Annotated in this window: 17 protein-coding genes and 2 pseudogenes; 5 read left to right on the top strand and 14 right to left on the bottom strand. The window is 56.1% G+C overall.

Annotated features, from left to right (window positions below; translation table 11 throughout):
- Positions 1 to 43 precede the first annotated feature (43 nt).
- From pfkB to PGY33_RS14490, 3 genes and pseudogenes are all read left to right on the top strand, one after another.
- A complete protein-coding gene (gene pfkB / locus PGY33_RS09105) occupies positions 44 to 973 on the top strand; it encodes a 1-phosphofructokinase (protein ID WP_270478317.1) in 930 nt (309 codons plus the stop codon).
- A 48-nt stretch (positions 974 to 1021) separates the two neighbouring features.
- Positions 1022 to 1313, top strand: a pseudogene (locus PGY33_RS14495) (alcohol dehydrogenase catalytic domain-containing protein); the annotation flags it as partial.
- A gap of 26 nt (positions 1314 to 1339) precedes the next feature.
- Entirely contained in the window at positions 1340 to 1552 is a 213-nt protein-coding gene (locus PGY33_RS14490; RefSeq protein WP_442865571.1) for a hypothetical protein, read from the top strand.
- A 676-nt stretch (positions 1553 to 2228) separates the two neighbouring features.
- Here PGY33_RS14490 and rmuC read toward each other — a convergent pair.
- Complete coding sequence (gene rmuC / locus PGY33_RS09095; protein WP_270478315.1) at positions 2229 to 3692, bottom strand: DNA recombination protein RmuC; 1464 nt, start codon at positions 3690 to 3692, stop codon at positions 2229 to 2231.
- A gap of 11 nt (positions 3693 to 3703) precedes the next feature.
- The gene (locus PGY33_RS09090) at positions 3704 to 4369 is read right to left on the bottom strand and encodes a GTP pyrophosphokinase (RefSeq protein ID WP_117492072.1); all 666 of its coding nucleotides are present in this window, start codon (positions 4367 to 4369) and stop codon (positions 3704 to 3706) included.
- A 357-nt stretch (positions 4370 to 4726) separates the two neighbouring features.
- On the opposite strand from PGY33_RS09090, the gene PGY33_RS09085 reads away from it, so the two are divergent.
- Positions 4727 to 5440 (top strand): M23 family metallopeptidase, encoded by a 714-nt coding sequence (locus PGY33_RS09085; RefSeq protein WP_270478313.1) that lies wholly within the window; start codon positions 4727 to 4729, stop codon positions 5438 to 5440.
- 17 nt (positions 5441 to 5457) lie between these two features.
- A pseudogene (locus PGY33_RS09080) lies at positions 5458 to 5775 on the top strand (MobA/MobL family protein); the annotation flags it as partial.
- Between the two features lie 295 nt (positions 5776 to 6070).
- On the opposite strand, the gene PGY33_RS09075 reads toward PGY33_RS09080, so the two are convergent.
- The 12 genes from PGY33_RS09075 to csaB all read right to left on the bottom strand — a co-directional run bounded on the left by PGY33_RS09075 (position 6071) and on the right by csaB (position 19038).
- Positions 6071 to 6595 (bottom strand): hypothetical protein, encoded by a 525-nt coding sequence (locus tag PGY33_RS09075; RefSeq protein WP_270478311.1) that lies wholly within the window; start codon positions 6593 to 6595, stop codon positions 6071 to 6073.
- A 142-nt stretch (positions 6596 to 6737) separates the two neighbouring features.
- Complete coding sequence (purD, locus tag PGY33_RS09070) at positions 6738 to 7988, bottom strand: phosphoribosylamine--glycine ligase (protein WP_270478309.1); 1251 nt, start codon at positions 7986 to 7988, stop codon at positions 6738 to 6740.
- Positions 7989 to 8522, bottom strand: a complete 534-nt coding sequence (locus PGY33_RS09065) for a hypothetical protein (RefSeq protein ID WP_270478307.1) — start codon at positions 8520 to 8522, stop codon at positions 7989 to 7991.
- Positions 8522 to 9697: a phosphoribosylaminoimidazolecarboxamide formyltransferase gene (locus PGY33_RS09060; protein WP_270478305.1), complete on the bottom strand. Its 1176-nt coding sequence runs from the start codon at positions 9695 to 9697 to the stop codon at positions 8522 to 8524. The genes PGY33_RS09065 and PGY33_RS09060 overlap by 1 nt, the downstream gene beginning before the upstream one ends.
- 30 nt (positions 9698 to 9727) lie before the next feature.
- Complete coding sequence (locus PGY33_RS09055; RefSeq protein ID WP_270478303.1) at positions 9728 to 10441, bottom strand: IMP cyclohydrolase; 714 nt, start codon at positions 10439 to 10441, stop codon at positions 9728 to 9730.
- A 17-nt stretch (positions 10442 to 10458) separates the two neighbouring features.
- On the bottom strand, positions 10459 to 11082 hold the full coding sequence (gene purN, locus PGY33_RS09050) for a phosphoribosylglycinamide formyltransferase (protein WP_118360631.1): 624 nt from the start codon (positions 11080 to 11082) through the stop codon (positions 10459 to 10461).
- A 150-nt stretch (positions 11083 to 11232) separates the two neighbouring features.
- Positions 11233 to 12273 (bottom strand): phosphoribosylformylglycinamidine cyclo-ligase, encoded by a 1041-nt coding sequence (gene purM / locus PGY33_RS09045; RefSeq protein WP_117492082.1) that lies wholly within the window; start codon positions 12271 to 12273, stop codon positions 11233 to 11235.
- 161 nt (positions 12274 to 12434) lie between these two features.
- The gene (gene purF, locus PGY33_RS09040; protein ID WP_118753664.1) at positions 12435 to 13907 is read right to left on the bottom strand and encodes an amidophosphoribosyltransferase; all 1473 of its coding nucleotides are present in this window, start codon (positions 13905 to 13907) and stop codon (positions 12435 to 12437) included.
- A 42-nt stretch (positions 13908 to 13949) separates the two neighbouring features.
- On the bottom strand, positions 13950 to 14660 hold the full coding sequence (gene purC, locus PGY33_RS09035; RefSeq protein WP_110435883.1) for a phosphoribosylaminoimidazolesuccinocarboxamide synthase: 711 nt from the start codon (positions 14658 to 14660) through the stop codon (positions 13950 to 13952).
- Between the two features lie 136 nt (positions 14661 to 14796).
- The gene (gene purE, locus PGY33_RS09030) at positions 14797 to 15288 is read right to left on the bottom strand and encodes a 5-(carboxyamino)imidazole ribonucleotide mutase (protein WP_110435884.1); all 492 of its coding nucleotides are present in this window, start codon (positions 15286 to 15288) and stop codon (positions 14797 to 14799) included.
- A gap of 277 nt (positions 15289 to 15565) precedes the next feature.
- Positions 15566 to 16753, bottom strand: coding sequence for a glycosyltransferase (locus PGY33_RS09025; RefSeq protein WP_270478298.1), 1188 nt, complete (start codon positions 16751 to 16753; stop codon positions 15566 to 15568).
- 62 nt (positions 16754 to 16815) lie between these two features.
- Positions 16816 to 19038 (bottom strand): polysaccharide pyruvyl transferase CsaB, encoded by a 2223-nt coding sequence (csaB, locus tag PGY33_RS09020; protein WP_270478362.1) that lies wholly within the window; start codon positions 19036 to 19038, stop codon positions 16816 to 16818.
- Positions 19039 to 19181: the final 143 nt, after the last annotated feature.

Raw genomic sequence — 19181 nt, 5'->3', positions numbered from 1 at the left:
GCTTTCGTTTCAACAGTTTCAAATATCTGAAAGGGGTCATTCCATGATCTATACGGTAACACTCAACCCCGCATTGGATAAAACGGTAGAAATTCCGGGTATGGCGCTTGACACGGTCAACCGCATCACGGAAATGCGCACGGATCCCGGCGGCAAGGGCATTAACGTGAGCAAAGTGATTGCCAAACTGGGCGGCGAGAGCCGCGCCGTCGGCATTCTGGGCGGTGAGAGCGGCAGAATGCTTGAAAAGCTGCTCGAAAACGAGAATTTCACCACGCAGTTCCGGTTCGTTGAGGGGCAGACCCGCACGAATATCAAAATCATCGACCGGATCGGCCACACGAATACCGACATCAACGAGCCGGGTCTGACCGTCACGAATGCAGATTTAGATGCGCTGCTGAACGACCTTCTGGCAGAGGTGCACGCAGGCGACATTGTGGTGCTGGCGGGCAGCTTGCCGAAGGGCGCACCGCAGGAAACCTACCGCGTGTGGACGAGTGCATGCAAAAACGCAGGTGCGCGGGTGTTCCTCGATGCGGACGGCGCTTTACTGGCGGAAGGCTTAAAGGCTGCGCCGTACCTCATCAAGCCGAATGATGATGAACTGTCGCGTCTGGCGGGCAGAAAACTGGAAACCATCGAAGAACTGACCGCAGAAGGTCAAAAGCTGCTGGAGAGCGGTATCGAACGGGTGGTTATCTCGCTAGGCGGCCGCGGTGCGCTGTATCTGCGCAAGGGCAGCACGATTTACGCTGAGGGACTCAAGATTCCGGTCGGCAGTACGGTCGGTGCGGGTGACAGCGTGGTGGCCGCGCTGGCGTATGCCGAGTCGCAGGATATGAGCGAAGAGGACGCTGTCCGTCTCTCGACTGCAACCGGAGCCGCGAATGTCATGTGCAGCGGCACACAGGCCGCCGAGCGCTCGGTTATCGAGGCGCTGCTTCCGAAAGTACGCTTTTCCAAGCTGTAATTGTTGAAATCTATCGTGTTTTAAGATATGGTGAAGAAGAGTTTTATTATGAAAACAAGAGCTGTACGTCTGCATGCTGCGAATGATCCTGCGTCTGGACACCTTTGAACTGCCGGAAATCCGCGATGATGAGATTCTGGTCAAGGCCGTATCCGACAGCATCTGTATGTCCGCCTACAAGTGTGCCATCCTCGGCACCGGGCACAAGCGCGTGCATCCCGATGTAGCTGAGCATCCGGCCGTCATGGGGCACGAGTTCACGGGCGATATCGTCAAGGTTGGCGCGAAGCATCAGGATAAATTCAAGCCGGGCATGAAGTTCACGCTGCAGCCCGCGCTTACTGCGAGGCGTCTCTTGCGGAGACGATGAGTTGCTCGGTCGGTGCGTTTAACGCCGCTTATCACACCAAGATGGGTGTTTATCACCGCGAAATGGGTATTGAAAAGGGCGGCACCGGCTTCGACGATGTATTCTGCTATGCACCGGTCGCAGCCGTGGTAGAGCTGTGCAGCGCCGTGCTTGGCCGCGACTACGCTCAATCTGTCAAAGCTTCCGGGCGGCAAAAAAAGGTGCTGTAACAGTGAGAAAACCCTGTCTGTTGTTGGACAGATAGGGTTTCTTTGGGGGTTAAAGTCAGATATTCGGCTCATACGCCGATACGGCGGCAGTATCTGTATATTGCCCCTCGCAAATCGGAACAAAAACTTTTAACAGAATCGGAAAATAAGAAAAACCGGTTATTTCAAACGAAATAACCGGAGGCTGTCGAAAAACTAACGTTTTCCGAGCAGCCTCTCGATCGAAACCACGCTTTCGATCGAATTCCGAAGAAAAACCGCGCCTTGCAGGCACATTTTTTCTTCCCTTGTATAAATTCCGAGATACATGCTCTCGGAATTTATGAATTTGCTCCGCAAATTCTATTTTATGCGTGCTGCCGCACGAAGTACGAGAGTCGAAAAGCTCAGCAAAAGCTGGGCTTTTTCTCGTATATGAGGTAAATGAAATAGGTAATGCAAAATGATAGAGCGAGGGAAATTAGATTGCGGCGTAGTAGAGATTGTGGACACACAAAATTTGGGATGGAGTCGTTGCGAAATCTACCCCTGGACGCAGAAAAACGGCGTGACCATTGTGGTCACACCGTTCTCTGCCCCTCGCAAAGCTAAATAGTACTTTATCACTATTAAGCCTTGCTCTGCGGTGTTTTCTTTTGCCGAGAAAGCGGTTGAGAATCTCTTTCCGCTCAGCGCTTCACTCTTCTTCCGAATCGGTGCCGATATCCAGAACCTTCTGCGTTTCGCTCTCGCTGAGTTCAGTAACGCCCTTCAGCTTGCGGCGGATAGCGCGCGTGCGCGTACCGACCAGCTTATCCAGCTCGCGGCTCGCCTGATCGAGTCGGTTCTGCGTCTGCGTCAGGCAGGCTTCAAACTTGTCAAACTCGGTCTTGACCGCACCCAGAACGCTCCAGACCTCACCCGAGCGCTTCTGAATCGCAATCGTGCGGAACGACATCTGCAGGCTGTTCAGCAGCGCCGCCATCGTGCTCGGACCGGCCAGATTGACATGATAGTCGCGCTGCAGAATCTCCACCATGCCGCGGCTGACAGCTTCGGCGTACAGTCCCTCGAAGGGCAGGAACATGATGCCGAACTCGGTCGTATGCGGCGGTGCAAGATACTTGTCGTGAATGTCCTTTGCCTCGGATTTCAGAGTGGCGATCAGCTGCTTGACGCATGCGTCAATCTGCTCGCGCGAGCCTTCCTCGTACGCATCACGGAGCGCCCCGTAGGTGTCTCCCGGGAACTTGGAGTCGATCGGCAGCCAGACAAAGCTGCCGTCCTCAACAGGCAGCTTGACCGCATACTCGACCACATTGCGGCTGTTCGGCACGGTCGCCACGTTGGTCTCGTACTGCTCGGGCGCGAGAATGTCCTCGAGGATCGCGCCCAGCTGAATCTCGCCCACAATGCCGCGGGTCTTGACATTGGTGAGCACCTTCTTCAAATCACCGACACCCTGTGCCAGCGTCTGCATCTCACCGAGGCCCTTGTAAACCTGCTCCAAACGCTCGTTGACCAGCTTGAATGACTCATTCATGCGCTCAGACAGCGTTTTCTGCAGCTTTTCGTCTACAATTTGACGCATATCGTCCAGCTTTTTGTTGTTGTCCTCCTGCATGGCACGCAGGTTTTTATCCACTGTAACGCGGATGGTTTCCAGATTCTGTTTTGTCTCACCCGTGAAGGTGTGCAGATTTTTATCTACCGTTTCGCGGATAGTTTCCAAATCCTGTTTGGTTTCGCCGGTGAACGTGTGCAGATTCTTGTCCATCGTGCTGCGGATGGTTTCCAGATTCTGTTTTGTCTCACCCGTGAAGGTGTGCAGGTTTTTGTCCACGGTTTCGCGGATATTGGTCAGATTCTGCGTTGTTTCCGCCGTAAAGCCCTGCAGACGCGTCTCAAACCGACCGAGCTGATCGGTCAGACCGCTCATTTTGTCGCCAAGGCTCTTGTCCATCGCGGAAAGCTGATTGCTCTGTGCTTCCCGGCCTTCGCGCAGGTTTTGTGTCACGAGCGTACCGAGCGCAGTAATGGATGCGGTTGGGTCAATTTGCTGCGGAAGCTCCGGCTTTTCCGGCTTGCGGGTCAGCAGGACGATGACCAGTCCCAACAGAATAACAACCAGAATCAGGGTTATAATGGGTATGTATTGCATAATTTCTCCTTTTACAGCACTTTCAGTTCTTTTGCGATACGCTGCATCTCCTGATCGGTCTCCGCAATAACATCCGCACACTTCTTTAAATCATCGGATACATGCTCCGGAATCTCCACATCGGATTTATAGCGCAGCTGGTGCTCCAGGCTGGCCCAGAAATCCATCGCCATCGTGCGAATCTGCAGTTCTATGCGTACCGGTTGCGTGCGTTCCGCGAGGAAAATCGGCACCTCGAGGATCAGATGCAGGCTGCGGTAGCCGTTCGGCTTGGGATTGGCAATGTAGTCCTTCTTCTCGATCAGCGTCAAGTCATCCTGCCGCATGAGCATGTCCGCTACTGTGTAAATATCCTCGATAAACGGACAGATCACGCGGATACCGCCAATATCGTTCAGATTGTCTATCATGGACTGCAGCGTGATCGGGAATCCGCGCCGCTTGAGCTTGCTGATAATGCTGCGCGGGCTTTTGATGCGGCTCTTGATGGCATCAATCGGGCTTGGCTTGCCCGAAATACGCGACTCATCGCTTAGAATATCCAGCTTGGTCTTGATCTCACGGATGCCGGATTCGTACAGCAGCATCATCTGCTGCATCTGCATCGCGGATTCGATCAGCAGTTCCTCGTCGTGCTGCGACAGCCGGTCAATCGCGAAAAAGTCAGCCAGTTCCATAGTCTTTACCCTCCTTGCGTTTCTCTTTTCTTTGTTTATAGCAGTTCAGATGAATAATGCAGCAAAAGCAGTGTGTACAGCGCGTAAAGAGCAAGGAAATTTTACGCAGGCATGCTGTCGCATGTCAAGTGAAATTGACGATGGTATTTGCGTGCTGTATGCGCGCACTTGTTGCAGTATTTGTCTGAACTGCTATAGTATACCACATTCGGCGATTGGGTACAATCCGCAGACGTCCCCCCTTTTGTGGGCTATCCGGCATCTGCCGATGAAGTGTCCGCTGTGCGGCAAATTTTCGGCGGCGCGTATATTTTCCGCAGCAGCCGACCATACTGTCAGCAACGGAGGTAAAGGGACATGAAGCAATATCAATCCAAACACACCGCGGCGCTCTCTACCCGCGGATTCTACACCATTCTTTCGCTGTGTGCGCTCATCATCGCCGCATCCGCATGGGTGATCTGGGGCAATGCACACCGGCAGAACGCGGTCGAGCCGGACACCGGCATGCCTATCATCGCACCGGCCGACTCGACCGCCGAAGCACCGACCGAACCGGCCACCGTTCCGCAGCAGGAGCAGGAACCCGAGTCAGTGATCGAGGAACAGCCGGTCGCGGCGGCAGAGCCGGAACCGGCGGTGACGGTCAGCGCACCCGTGTATGTGCGGCCGGTGTCCGGAGCTGTGCTGACGCCGTTTTCGGGTGACACGCTGTTGTTCCAGCCGACCATGGGTGACTGGCGTGTTCATGCCGGCACAGACTTCTCTGCCGAAGCCGGCGAAACCGTGCTCGCACTGACCGACGGCACTGTACAGCAGATTGCCGAGGACGGTCTGTACGGCACCTGCGTGACACTGACGCACAATAACGGCCTGACCTCGTCGTACTGCGGCATGGACGATGTACGCGTGCAGGAAGGGCAGGTTGTCTCCGCCGGTGAGGCGCTCGGCGTGTGCGCGGACAGCATTCCCGCAGAATCCGCACTCGGCACCCATGTGCATGTGCAGGTGACGCAGAATGACGTGCCGATTGATGTACTCACGCTGCTCGATGAGGATGAGCCGGAGTAAATCGACACAGACTGTGCGTGATCTGCTCTGAAATCCTGCTGCCATCGCATGCGCCATCGGAGTATGCAGACCGTGAAACCCTCTGGAACGTGGTGGAGAAAGCCGAACGCGGAAAGAAAGCACAGCTTGCGTACAGTTTAGACATTGCCTTGCAGAACGAGTTTTCCATGCAGGAGAACATCGCTCTGGCAAGGCAATTTTTGTTGGAGAACTTTGTGAGCCGGGGTATGGTAGTGGACTTTGCCGTTCATTCTCTCGACAAGGAGGACGTCGGCATTTTCAATCCGCACTTTCATGTCATGTGTCCCATTCGCCCTTTGGACGAACACGGCAGATAGGGCAACGAGCAGCGGCAAGGACAAGTGGATTCTGGATGAGGATGCTGCCCAGATTGTCAAGCGCGTCTTTGACCTCTGCATTGACGGCAAAGGCCCAGAGCAGATTTCGCGGATTCTTGAAAGGGACCATGTGGAAATCCCCGCACTGGCAGAACCCATGATTGCAGAATCTACCCTTGGACGCAAAAAAACGGCGTGACCTTAACGGTCACACCGTTCTCTGCTCTAACCGCAGGACTTATAGTTCCTTACGACGGTTAAGCATTACTCTGCGGTGTTTTCTTGTTTGCAATTAGCCGAGCTTCGGGAACAAGTCCTGCTCGATAACAGCGTCGAGCGTCATGCCTGCATAGGCAATCTGCGCCAGACCGTCGATGAAGCGGGAGACTGCCGCAATCAGCACGGAAATGTTATCCGCCACAAACGGAATGATTTTCTCGAGTTCGAGAGAGCCGTCCACCAGTGTGTTGTGCTTGAGGTAAATCTGACCGGCCTCCTCAAAGAAGCCGAACGAGCCGAGCGCACAGAAGTTGTTGCAGTAATCGCATGCATGACGAAGCTGCACCTTGTTGCTTTCCGGGGCACCCTGAAACAGCGTAACGAAGAACTGCAGCAGACCCATGTCCTCTGCGGGCAGCTGCATCGGGATGAAGCAGGCTTCAATCACAACGTCCTTGGCAACCTTGCCCTGACGCATTGCCTCGCAGCGCAGAATGGTCGGTGCGTCGTCCTTCTGCATGATTTCCGCACGGAAGCCGTTCTGGTTGAGAACATCGTTCATGCAGCCTAAAATCTGATTTTGCTGTTCGATTTTCATTCTTTTTTCCTCATTCTTTCATGAATAATTGAGAATTGAGAATGGAAAATGGAAAATTGCGGAACGCGCATTGCGCGTATTGAATAATCCGGCACAGCCGGATACCGCCATTCTCCATTCTCCATTTTACATTTTCAATTTTTTACTTTACGCCGATATCGGTGCGATAATGCGCCTTATCGAAGTGAATCTTCTTGACATCGGCATACGCCTTGAGGATCGCTTCGTCGAGCGTGGGGGCAACTGCCGTTACGCCAAGCACGCGGCCGCCGCTCGTGACCAGCTTGCCATCCTTGACAGCGGTGCCTGCGTGGAATACGAACGAATCCGTCACATCGTCCAGACCGGTGATCTCCTTGCCCTTTTCGTAGGACTTCGGATAGCCGCCGGACGCCATGCAGACACAGCAGGCGGCGTTGTCCGCCCACTTGATGTCAATGTCCTCGAGCTTTTCGTCGATAACGGCATTGAAGATGTCGAACAGGTCGGTGTCCAGTCGGGACAGGACAGCCTGCGTCTCCGGGTCGCCGAAACGAGCGTTGTACTCGATAACGCGCGGGCCCTTCGGGGTCAGCATCAGGCCGAAATACAGCACGCCCTTGAACGGACGGCCTTCCTTCTCCATGGCCGCGACGGTCGGCTTGAAGATGGTCTCCATGCACTCGGCGGCAATGTCGTCGGTATAGAAGCGGGACGGCGAGAATGCGCCCATACCGCCGGTGTTCGGGCCTTCGTCATGGTCGTAGGCACGCTTGTGATCCTGTGCGGACGGCATGGTCTTGAGGTGCTTGCCGTCAACGAAGGCGAGCACGGAAACCTCCGGACCGGTCAGAAACTCCTCGATAACGACACGCGCACCGGCACCGCCGAATGCACCGCCGTCGATCGCGTCCTTGACTGCCTCGATGGCTTCTTCCTCGGTCATAGCAACGGTAACGCCCTTGCCGAGTGCAAGACCGTCCGCCTTGACAACAATCGGCGCACCGTTCTTCTTGATGTACTCGATCGCGTCTGCGGAGTTCTCAAAAACGGCGTAGCCCGCGGTCGGGATGTTGTATTTCTGCATTAAATCCTTCGCAAAGGACTTGCTGCCCTCGATGATGGCAGCGTTCTTGCGCGGGCCGAAGGCACGGATGCCTGCGGCCTCGAGTGCGTCTACCATGCCGAGTGCAAGCGGGTCGTCTGGTGCTACCATAACGAGATCCGGCTTGTGCTCCTTGGCGAAAGCAACCATGCCGTCAATGTCGGTTGCCTTGATGGCAACGCACTCTGCCTCAGCGGCAATGCCGCCGTTGCCCGGCGCACACCAGATGTGGTCCACCTTGGGGCTCTTCTTCAATGTATGGACGATGGCGTGCTCACGGCCGCCGCCGCCGATAACCAAAACTTTCATTTATTGTTCCTCCGTTTGTAAATACACACGCTGTGCGCGGAACATTTCTACAATAAGTGCAACATAGCCGATCGGCAGGAGCGTGTTTGCCGCCTTTGCCGCCAGCGGCGCCAGATAGTCATTCAGCCAGCCGGGCGCGATGAGCAGCGTAAGGATGCAGCCTGTGCTCCAGACCACCAGCAAAACCCATTCGGGCAGGGTGCTGCGGCCGATCTTGTGCATCTGGTCTTTGACACCCATCAGCAGCATGCAGCCGGTGAGCAGCAGCGGCACGAGCGCCGCATACTGCAGCACAATCCGCAGCAGACAGGGCGGGATGACTGCCGGACCGAGGATGAGCTTGAACGCCATCGTCACGTCCGCGGCAATGCTTGCGCGCATGTACCAGCGGGACGCATTCTGCACGGACAGCGCACCGGCAGACACCAGCGCGAATGCCAGCATCTGCAGTGCCCAGTTGTTCTGCGCGGCCAGACCGAGCAGCAGTCCGCCGGATACGGCTAAGTAGGCATAATAGCCTTTCAGCAGTTTCATTAGTGATGGAACAGACGCATGCCGGTGAACGCCATCGTGATGCCGTACTTGTTCGCGGTCTCGATTACGTTGTCGTCACGGATGGAGCCGCCCGGCTGTACAATGTACTCAACGCCGGACTTGCGTGCGCGCTCTACATTGTCGCCGAACGGGAAGAATGCGTCCGAACCAACGGTTACGCCGGTATTCTTTGCAATCCACGCCTTCTTTTCCTCAGCGGTGAGCACCTCCGGCTTTACCTTGAAGGTCTTCTGCCATACGCCTTCAGCCAGTACGTCCTCATACTCGTCCGAGGTGTAAACGTCGATCGCGTTGTCGCGGTCCGGGCGGCGGATACCGTCAACAAACTGCAGACCGAGAACCTTCGGATGCTGACGAACAAACCAGTTGTCGGCCTTGTTGCCGGCGAGTCGCGTGCAGTGGATGCGGCTCTGCTGACCTGCGCCGACACCGATGATCATGCCATCCTTGACGTAGCAGACCGAGTTGGACTGCGTGTACTTGAGCGTGATGAGCGCAAGGATCATGTCGTGCTTTGCGCTCTCCGGCAGATTCTTGTTCTCGGTAACGATGTTGGTGAGCAGGCTCTCGTTGATCTCGTAGTTGTTGTAACCCTGCTCGAAGCGGATGCCGAAAATGTCGCGCTGCTCGATCGGCTTCGGCTCATAGTTCGGGTCGATCTTGACAACGTTGTAGCCGCCCTTGCGCTTGGTCTTGAGGATCTCGAGGGCCTCAGCGGTGAAGTCCGGCGCAATGATGCCGTCGGAAACCTCGTGTGCGAGGTAGGAAGCGGTGTCTGCGTCACAGGTGTCGGACAGCGCCGCCCAGTCACCGTAGGAGCACAGACGGTCAGCGCCGCGCGCGCGGATGTACGCACATGCGATGGGAGACAGCTCCTTGTCGGTGTCAACAAAGTACATCTGCTTCTCAATATCGGTCAGCGGCTTGCCGAGCGCCGCACCGGCCGGAGAAACGTGCTTGAAGGACGCTGCTGCCGGAAGACCGGTCGCCTTTTTCAGCGCACGGACGAGCTGCCAAGAGTTGAATGCGTCACAGAAGTTGATATAACCCGGCTTGCCGTTGAGTACCTCAATCGGAAGCTCGCCCTCGGTCATAAAAATGCGGGCCGGCTTCTGGTTGGGGTTGCAGCCGTACTTTAAGGCTAATTCTTTCATAAATAGTCCTTTCTGCTCATCAGACCGCAGTTATTCTGCGTTCTTGTTGCGGATTTCCTGCTCAACTTCGCCGGTCTCGAGATCGACGTAGCGCACGAACAGCGAAACCTTGTTCTGCTCGTTCAGGCTGTTCCAGAGCAGGTTGGTGAACTCGTGAATGGGCAGCTCGATGCGGATGCACTTCGGCTCGCCGCGGAACGGCGGCAGCGGATCGCCGTCGCACTGATAGGTATGGATGAAATGGCCCAGACCGGCAACCGGCTTATCGTACTCATAGAAGAAACGCTTGTTGGCGGTGCGGTCCGAGGTGAAGTTCTTGAGGATGGACAGGCTGTAGGAGCCGTCCGGATTGACAACGCCCGAAATGCGGGAGGTGTAGTTGGGCGCGTCCGGTTCAAACTCGCGGGTACGGAGCGCTTCGAAGTAGCTCTTGCCCTGCTTGAGATAGTCCACGATGGTATCGGTCTGGTCGCCGTTGGTAACGACCAGGGTGCCGTTGTACAGGCGCACCGGATGATAGATGATCAGCGAGGGATCGACCATCTTGGACGGGTCAAATGCCTCGGTGCGGATACCGTCCTCGGTTTCGGTGAACACGCGGTTGCGGCTGTTCTCCGAGCGGCCCATGATGAAGTAGGCGATAACATTCTTTTTATTATCCGGGGTGCGGCCGAGAATGATGCCGCGGCCGGGATATGCGTTGCTCATCAGCTCCTGGCTGATGTCAAAAACATTCTTGCTCATAATGCTGTCACTCCTGTTCAGTTTTTATGGACGATAGCGCCGTCCACGCGTAGTCTGCCTGCGCAGAAGTCGGATACTGCCTGCGGCAGAAGAATCCACTCCGCGTTCTGCATGACGCGTTTCTGCAAGGTCTCCGGTGTGTCGCCATCTTCCACTTCAACGGCCTTCTGCGCGATGATTGCGCCGCCGTCTACCACTTCGGATACAAAATGCACGGTCGCACCGGTAACCTTTACCCCTTTTGCCAGCGCGGCTTCATGCACGCGCAGACCGTAGAAGCCCTCTCCGCAGAAGGAGGGGATGAGCGAGGGATGTACGTTGATAATGCGGTTTTCGAAATGGCGGCAGAAGCTGTCCGGCAGGACGGTCATGAAGCCTGCGAGCACGATCAGACCGATGTCTGCGTTCTCCAGCAGAGCGGTAAGCGCCTTGCCGTACTCTTCCGCGTCGGAAAAGTCCCTGCGGCGCAGCACCTCGGAGGGAATAGCCGCTTTTGCGGCACGCTCGAGTGCATACGCCTTCGGGTTGGACGAAACCACGAGCGAAATCTGTCCGTTTTCGATCTTGCCCGCCTGCTGTGCGTCAATGAGCGCCTGCAGGTTCGTGCCGCCGCCCGAAACCAAAACTGCAATTTTTGTCATTTATTTTTCTCCAAAAAACAAATGAAATGGAGAATTGCGGATTCGTGCAGAGCGCGATTATTCAACACATCGCTTTGCACTGAACCACACAGCGCGGACAAAACCCGCGCAAGGATAGCGCCAATTCTCAATTCTCCATTTTCAATTTACTTAAACGAGTTCTACGCCCTTTTCGGCGCCGTTTACGCACTCGCCGATAACATAAGCCTGCTCGCCTGCAGCGGAAATTGCTGCAACCGCGCGGGAAGCGTCCTCAGCGGCAACGGCCAGAACCAGACCGGCGCCCATGTTGAAGGTGTTGTACATGTCGCGCTCCGGAATCTTGCCGGTCTTTGCGATCAGGTCGAATACCGGCGGAACCGGCATAGCAGCCTTCTCAATCTTGGCAACGATGCCTGCCGGCAGCATGCGCGGTACATTCTCATAGAAGCCGCCGCCGGTGATATGGCTGATGCCCTTAACCTCAACCTTGCCCATCAGGGACTGGATCGCCTTAACGTAGATCTTGGTCGGGGTCAGCAGCTCTTCGCCGAGGGTCTTGCCGAACTCGTCGATGTAGCGGCGAACCGACTTCTCGTTGATGCCGAGCGTCTTGCGAACCAGAGAATAGCCGTTGGAGTGTACGCCGGAGGAGGCAACACCGATCAGCGCGTCGCCGGCCTTGATGCCGGTGCCGTCGATCATCTTTTCCTTATCGACCATGCCGACAGAGAAGCCGGCCATATCGTACTCGTTTTCCGGATAGAAGCCCGGCATTTCAGCGGTTTCGCCGCCGATCAGCGCGCAGCCTGCCTGACGGCAGCCCTCTGCGATACCGGAAACCATCTGTGCGATCTTCTCCGGATGGTTCTTGCCGACTGCAACATAGTCGAGGAAGAACAGCGGCTGTGCACCGCAGCAGGCGATATCGTTTACGCACATGGCAACGCAGTCGATGCCAACGGTGTCATGCTTGTCCATCAGGAACGCCAGCTTGAGCTTGGTGCCGACGCCATCCGTACCGGAAACGAGGATCGGATCCTTCATGCCCTTGAACTCCGGACGGAACAGGCCGCCGAAGCCGCCGAGCGTACCCATAACGCCCTTGGTAAAGGTGCTTTCTACCATCGGCTTCATCAGCTTGACCGCTTCATAGCCTGCGGTAACGTCAACGCCGGCAGCCTTGTAGCTTTCAGAACGGCTTACACTCATGTTTTACATCTCACTTTCATTTATCGTATGAACGGGAAAAATGGAAAATTGAGAATTGAAAATGGAAAATTGCGGATTCGCGCAATGCGCGATTATTTTATGCGGCGCGGTGCGCCGTACCGCAATTCTCCATTCTCCATTTTCCATTCTCAATTCAAAAGTTAGTCTTTGTTAGCGGGGAGCGGAATCTCGATCTCGAACATGTTCTTATCCACCTGCTCGGGTACCGGAATCGGGTACTCGCCGGAGAAGCATGCATCGCAGAAGCCCAGCTTGCAGCCGACTGCGATCTTGCGGCAGGCCTCGAGCGACAGGAAACCGAGCGAATCCACGCCGATGATCTCGCGCATCTCCTCAACCGTGCGGTTGTGGGCGAGAAGCTGGTTGCGCTCCGGAATATCCGTGCCGAAGAAGCAGGGATGACGGAACGGTGGCGCCGAAATTCTCATGTGAACCTCAGCCGCGCCTGCGTCGCGCAGCAGCTTTACCAGACGGCCGCAGGTCGTACCGCGGACGATGGAGTCATCGACCATGATCACGCGCTTGCCCTCAATGGCGGTGCGCAGGGCGTTCAGCTTGAGACGCACCGAGCGCTCGCGCTTGTCCTGGCCCGGCTGGATAAAGGTGCGGGCGATATAGCGGTTCTTGATGAGACCCACGCCGTACGGAATGCCGGAGAACTTTGCGTAGCCGATCGCTGCCGGAATACCGGAATCCGGTACGCCGATAACCACGTCAGCGCCGACCGGATGCTCGATGGACAGGTACTTGCCGGCCTCCTGACGGGCCAGCTCAACCGATGCACCGTCGATGATGGAGTCCGGACGGGCAAAGTAAATGTACTCGAATACGCACGCGGAGGACTTGCACTCGATACCGCAGTGCATGGAGCGCAGCTCACCGTTTTCGACAACGCAGACCTCACCGGGTTCTACATCGCGGATGAACTTTGCGCCGAGCGCGTCCAGAGCGCAGGTCTCGGAAGCGAAAATGTAGCAGTCGTTGTCCAGCAGGCCGATACACAGCGGACGGAAGCCGTGCGGGTCGCGTGCCGCGATCAGCTTGCGCGGAGACATAACGACCAGAGAGTAGGCACCCTCGATGCGGTGCATGGTGTTCATAACGGCTTCTTCAATAGAGCCGCACTTGAGGCGTTCCTTAACGATGGTGTATACCAGCACCTCGGTGTCGTTCGAGGAACGGAAAATGCCGCCGTCCAGCTCAATCTCGCGGCGCAGCTCGCCTGCGTTTACGAGGTTGCCGTTGTGCGCAACCGCGAGATTGCCCTTTACATGGGTGATGGAGATCGGCTGCGCATTCTCGCGGCGGGTATCGCCGGTGGTGGAGTAGCGCACATGACCGATAGCCATCGAGCCGGGCATGTTGTCCAGAATCTCCTGATTGAACACGGCGCTGACCAGACCGGTGTCCTTATGGCAGTGGATCACGCCGTTTTTGTTTACGGCGATACCGGCAGCCTCCTGACCGCGGTGCTGGAGAGCAAACAGTGCGGTATACGCGTCGTGCGCGGCGGAAATCTCCTTGCCTTCCGGCGCTGCGATACCGAATACACCGCACTCCTCATGCACCTTGTCAAACGGAGTGCTGCTTTTTCTTAAAATACGATATTTCATTCTTCAGCCTTTTCTTGTCCGAATCTTGCCTTGCGGATGGGCTTACTTGCCCATAACGCGCTTCATGATTTCCTGATATGCCTCCTCGACACCGCCCATATCACGACGGAAGCGGTCCTTATCCAGCTTCTCCTTGGTGGTCTTGTCCCACAGGCGGCAGGTATCCGGAGAGATTTCGTCCGCGAGAACGATCTTGCCGTCCGCAGTCTTGCCGAACTCGAGCTTAAAATCAACGAGGATGACGTTCAGGGTATCGAAGTACTGCTTCATAACCTCGTTTACCTTGAAGGCCATTGCCTTGATGGTCTCGATCTCCTCACGGGTAGCAGCCTTCAGTGCGATCGCGTGGTAAGCGTTCATGAGCGGGTCGCCAAGCTCATCGTTTTTGTAGGAGAACTCGATGGTCGGCTCGTCGAATACGATGCCCTCTTCCACGCCGAAACGCTTCGCAAAGGAACCGGCGGAAATGTTGCGGATGATGACCTCCAGCGGTACAATGGAGACCTTCTTTACCAGGGTCTCGCGCTCGGAGAGCTGCTCAACAAAGTGGGTCGGCACGCCCTGCTGCTCGAGCAGCTGGAACATGTGATTGCTCATTACGTTGTTGATAACGCCCTTGCCGGTAATGGTGCCCTTCTTCTCACCGTTGAATGCGGTTGCATCGTCCTTGTAGTCAACGATTACGAGATTTGCATCGTCGGTAGCAAATACCTTCTTAGCCTTGCCTTCGTACAGCTGTTCTTTCTTTTCCATGTCCAATTCCTCCATTTGTATAAGTAGTGTTAATTTGAAACAATGTTGTTTGCAGGTTGTACATCGAAGCTGCCAATGGGAGCGGCCCCAATGCCTTTACCTTGCGGGGATGCGGTATCAGAGATACCTATATAGATTACGCGAACTGAGCGCGAACCTTTTCGTCCTTTGCGGTAACTTCCGCTGCCATATCGGCCTTGAACTGCGCGAGCTTCTGTGCCAGTGCGTCATCCGACAGGGCGATCATCTGTGCTGCGAGGATGGCGGCGTTGTCTGCGCCGTCGATCGCAACGGTTGCCACCGGAATACCCTTGGGCATCTGCACGATGGAGAGCAGGCTGTCCATGCCGCCCATCACGCTGGTGGCCATCGGCACGCCGATTACCGGAAGCGTGGTGTAAGCCGCCAGTACACCGCCGAGGTGTGCGGCCTTGCCTGCCGCCGCGATGATAACGCCGAAGCCTTCGGCTGCCGCGTTCTTCGCCAGCTGCTCGGCAGCTGCCGGGGTGCGGTGCGCGGAGCAGATGCGGACCTCAGTCGGAATATCGAACGATTTCAGACGGTCAACACACTTTTCCATTACCTTGAGATCACTGTCGGATCCCATGACAACGAGAACTTTTTTCATTTGTTATTCCTCCTACAAAAACAAATGAGGGCACGGGTATACCCGTGCCCTATAATCGCTCATTTATGTGCACCGATGCCCGAGAGAATGCACGAATGCCCGAGAACGAAAAACTGTTCAGCTGCAGTCTGGTTCAAAAATACGCTGCCGGTCATGTGTACACCTCTTTCTTAAAACCAACGGTGACGATACATATTTATTTTAGCTAATTTAACTTGTTAATGCAAGTATTTTACCCGCTTTTTTCGGGATTCGTGTAAATGCCCAAAGATAAATTTTACTCCTCTGCACTTTCGTGCAGAACGCCCTTTTTATAAAGCACCTCTTCCATCTGGTGCACGCGCTCGGTCCACGAGCACTGCGCGCCGTAGGCAAGGCGTTTTTCCGTCCATGCCGGACGTTTTTCCTTGGCAGCGGCATCGCACAGCGGCAGGAACATCTCGGGATTGCGGGCAATGTAGACCACATCCTTGAAATCCTCGACCTGCAGCGGCTCGCGCGTGGAAACGATCGGCTTGCCGGTTGCCAGATATTCGTAGAACTTGAGCGGCGAAACGTCCTTGGAGAGCGCACCGGCACGGAATACGTTCAGGCAGACGTCCATCTGCGCCAGATATGCGGGCAGTTCGGGCTGCGGCACCAGACCGTGGAATACAATGTTCGGGTACTGCTTGAGGTTGGTCAGGTCAACACCCGGCAGCGTGCGTCCGATCAGGAAAATCGTCGCGTTCGGACGGCTCTTCGCCAGCTTTTCGATCAGTGCATAGTCGATGCACTCCTGCAGCATGCCGACAAAGCCGTAGATCGGATGCGGCAGATCCTTCATGTCCTCCGGGCAGGGAAGGGTGTCCTTCTCGGTCTGTACACGCGAGAAAATCTCGTAAGCCGCGCCGTTCGGGATCATCTGGGTGGTCGGGTTGATCTTTTCCAGTGTCTCTGCCAGACCGACCGCAGTTGCGAATACCTGATCGGCAGGCTTGGCCAGATCGCATTCCATCTTGTCCACAACCTTGGGATTGATGTGGCCCTTGTATGCGGAATGACGGTCTACACAGTCATATACCAGCTTGGAGTGCGGCAGGTGCTCCACAATATCGCACGAGGACGGCGAGTAGCACCACAGCACGGTCTCGTCACCGAAGCCATGCTCGCGCATCTTTTCGCGGATGAACGCCGCCTGCCGCTTCTGGTTGATTTTGTTGATCCAGCGGAACTTGTTGAAAAACGGCAGTACCGGCGGCAGTGCGTAAACAGTGATGTTTTCGTGTCCCTCGACCTTTTCGCCGGGCTGCTTGTACTTTTCGATATAGGCGGAGGCTTTTTTGTCCTTGAGCGGTGCGATGAGCGACACCGGGGGATCAAAATACAGGATTTCGCTGTTGCGCAGACGGCTCATCACGTTCTGCTTGCGCGTCGGCAGAGGATGGTAGTTCGTTGTCGAAAGACAGACGATGTGGTTCTTCATATCTATATAACCCCTTTAGTGGATTGTTTTATCATATATCGCAAGGTAGCCCGCCCTGCGGTTTAGTTTTCGGAAATGTTCAGCAGCTTCGCTGCACCCTTCACATTCTCGGACTCTCTTTCTCTCAGCATTTCCGCGGTGCGGTGCACCTCGTTATCGAGCGCACCGGAGACGCACTCGTCGATGAGGCGGCACAGCGGCTCCGCCTTGACGGACGAAAGCTGCAGACAGGTGCGGCTGCCGATATATTTCAGGAAGCCGTCCACCTTGATATCGTAGCTCATGCCGACGACCGGAACGCCCTGACCGGCGGAGAACATCAGCGAATGCAGTCGGATGCCGACCACGGTTTTCATGCGGGAGAGGATGCCGATGGTGACTTCGATGGGCTGTCGGGTACGCACGGCGTGCCACGGACAGTGCAGCAGTGCGCCGACACGTTCTGCGGGCATGAGGTCGCTCGGAAACTCGATGGGTACGAAAACCGGCGTCAGGCCGTGCTTTTCATAGGCGTAGTTGGCTGCAGCCGCGATTTCGGGCAGAGCCGTGTCCAGACCCTTCCAGTTGCGCAGACCGAAGCCGATATACTTTCCGTTCGGGTCAATGCCGCTCTGCTCGAGGGCGATATTGACGATTTCACGCGGCGCCGGCGTCAGAATGATGGTCGGGTCGGCGGAAACACGGATATCCGGCCGGGTAACGCCCATTTCGGCAAGCAGTGCGCGGGAATTGTCATCGCGCAGCGTGATGCGGTCAACCGATGTATCAATGGTTCTGGCGGCCATCCGGCGGTTGCCCGGACGGTTGATCGGACCGATGCCGCAGCCGTACATCATTACCTTGCAGCCGCGCTTTTTGGCGGCGTACAGCGTGTAGCAGTAGTACCAGATCGAGCGGGTGGACGTGACATCCTGCATGAGCGAGCCGCCGCCGTTGATATACAGCGCGGCATGGCGGAACCTGCGCAGGACGGAGAACACATTAAAAGTATAGATGGCGTTCGTGCGGTAGATCAGGCGCGTTTCCTTCGGTCTGCGCGACATAACGCAGATGGTGCGTTCGGGATCGAGCTGGCGCATCTCCTGCACAATGGCCTCGAGGATGGCATCGTCACCGGCGTTGCCGCGTCCGTACGCGCCGCAGATGACAATGCTCTCACGCTCGTTTTTCGGACGATGGAACCGTGCCAGCAGGTGACGGTAGTTTTCCATCTGGCGTTCGCACATCTTGTCGCGCGAGAAATCGCGGGAGGCTTTTTCGTACAGCGCATCCGCAAATTTCTGCCGCAGCGCGGCATCGTTGCCCAGACGGACCAGATATTCCGCCAGCCGCTTATCGTCCCCGACCGGGAAGATATAGCCGTTTTCGCCGGTGTCGATGAGCTCGGGCATGCCGCCGACATCCGAGCAGATGGTCGCGCAGCCGGCACAAACGCCCTCGAGAATGGAGTACGGGAAGGTTTCGGACACCGAGGACAGCAGGTTGATATCCATCGCGCGGAAGAACGGCATGACCGGTGATACCCAGCCGCAGAATGTCACGCGCTCGCGCACGCCGAGCTGGTCGCACAGCTTTTTGAGCATGTCCTCGTCCTCGCCGTCGCCGGCGATGAACAGGCGCAGCTGCGGCGCGGATTTCAGCGCCTCGGCAAAGCCGCGGATGGTGGTCGCAATATCCTTGACGGCGGTCAGACGCGCGGCAATGCCGCACAGCACGTCGCCGTCCTCAATCTCGGCACCGTAGGTGTCCCGCAGATAGGCCACACGGTCAAATTCGCCCTTCGGACGGTCAAAATCCATACCGTTGTAGATTTTTACAATGCGCTCCGGGTCAAAGCCGCGCTCGATGAGCGTGCGCGCCATACGGTCCGCGACCGGCTGATAGAAGTCGAGAAAGCGCAGGGCAATGGCATTCGCCGTGCCGAGCGTGTACTGCTTGAGCGGACTGCCGAGGTAGTCCAGCCGGTAATCCGAGTGCACGGTCGTGACGATCGGCACCTGACGGCTGCGGCGCACCATGGCTCCCATCAGGTTGGCACGGCCGCCGTGGCAGTGAATTATATCGGGCTTGAACGCATCTACCAGGTCGCGCATGGTCCGTGCCGCGCGGAATGGATTGTGCCGCTCGATCACGCGCACATCAATGCCGCGTTCGCGCGCTTCATCCGCAAACGGACCTGCGCGGAACGAGATAAGCATCACATCGTTATTGCGGTTGAGTCCGGTCACGGTATTCATAATCTGGGTCTTGGCGCCGCCTACATCGCCGCCGCCCATTACATGCATGATTCGCAAAGTCAAATACCTCCACTTGACAAGTATAATCAGTATACCATGAAAACAGGGGGATTGCAAAACTCGGACGCGGTAAATGTCGTCTTTTTCGGCAGTATTTTGGCAAACGAAGTTTGTTTTTTTGCTCAGAACAT

It is taken from the genome of Butyricicoccus sp. AF18-9LB (assembly GCF_027684505.1).
In the GTDB taxonomy this organism is placed as follows: Bacteria; Bacillota; Clostridia; order Oscillospirales; family Butyricicoccaceae; genus Agathobaculum; species Agathobaculum butyriciproducens.
This window is presented reverse-complemented; position numbering and strand designations above follow the sequence as displayed.

Excerpts from the sequence above, each read along its gene's own strand:
- pfkB (WP_270478317.1), top strand. The coding sequence starts at position 44 with ATGATCTATACGGTAACACTCAACCCCGCATTGGATAAAACGGTAGAA.
- purF (WP_118753664.1), bottom strand. The coding sequence starts at position 13,907 with ATGAAATATCGTATTTTAAGAAAAAGCAGCACTCCGTTTGACAAGGTG.
- purC (WP_110435883.1), bottom strand. The coding sequence starts at position 14,660 with ATGGAAAAGAAAGAACAGCTGTACGAAGGCAAGGCTAAGAAGGTATTT.
- purD (WP_270478309.1), bottom strand. The coding sequence starts at position 7,988 with ATGAAAGTTTTGGTTATCGGCGGCGGCGGCCGTGAGCACGCCATCGTC.
- PGY33_RS09065 (WP_270478307.1), bottom strand. The coding sequence starts at position 8,522 with ATGAAACTGCTGAAAGGCTATTATGCCTACTTAGCCGTATCCGGCGGA.
- purM (WP_117492082.1), bottom strand. The coding sequence starts at position 12,273 with ATGAGTGTAAGCCGTTCTGAAAGCTACAAGGCTGCCGGCGTTGACGTT.
- PGY33_RS09025 (WP_270478298.1), bottom strand. The coding sequence starts at position 16,753 with ATGAAGAACCACATCGTCTGTCTTTCGACAACGAACTACCATCCTCTG.
- purE (WP_110435884.1), bottom strand. The coding sequence starts at position 15,288 with ATGAAAAAAGTTCTCGTTGTCATGGGATCCGACAGTGATCTCAAGGTA.
- csaB (WP_270478362.1), bottom strand. The coding sequence starts at position 19,038 with ATGCATGTAATGGGCGGCGGCGATGTAGGCGGCGCCAAGACCCAGATT.
- rmuC (WP_270478315.1), bottom strand. The coding sequence starts at position 3,692 with ATGCAATACATACCCATTATAACCCTGATTCTGGTTGTTATTCTGTTG.
- PGY33_RS14490 (WP_442865571.1), top strand. The coding sequence starts at position 1,340 with ATGAGTTGCTCGGTCGGTGCGTTTAACGCCGCTTATCACACCAAGATG.
- PGY33_RS09060 (WP_270478305.1), bottom strand. The coding sequence starts at position 9,697 with ATGAAAGAATTAGCCTTAAAGTACGGCTGCAACCCCAACCAGAAGCCG.
- PGY33_RS09055 (WP_270478303.1), bottom strand. The coding sequence starts at position 10,441 with ATGAGCAAGAATGTTTTTGACATCAGCCAGGAGCTGATGAGCAACGCA.
- purN (WP_118360631.1), bottom strand. The coding sequence starts at position 11,082 with ATGACAAAAATTGCAGTTTTGGTTTCGGGCGGCGGCACGAACCTGCAG.
- PGY33_RS09090 (WP_117492072.1), bottom strand. The coding sequence starts at position 4,369 with ATGGAACTGGCTGACTTTTTCGCGATTGACCGGCTGTCGCAGCACGAC.
- PGY33_RS09085 (WP_270478313.1), top strand. The coding sequence starts at position 4,727 with ATGAAGCAATATCAATCCAAACACACCGCGGCGCTCTCTACCCGCGGA.
- PGY33_RS09075 (WP_270478311.1), bottom strand. The coding sequence starts at position 6,595 with ATGAAAATCGAACAGCAAAATCAGATTTTAGGCTGCATGAACGATGTT.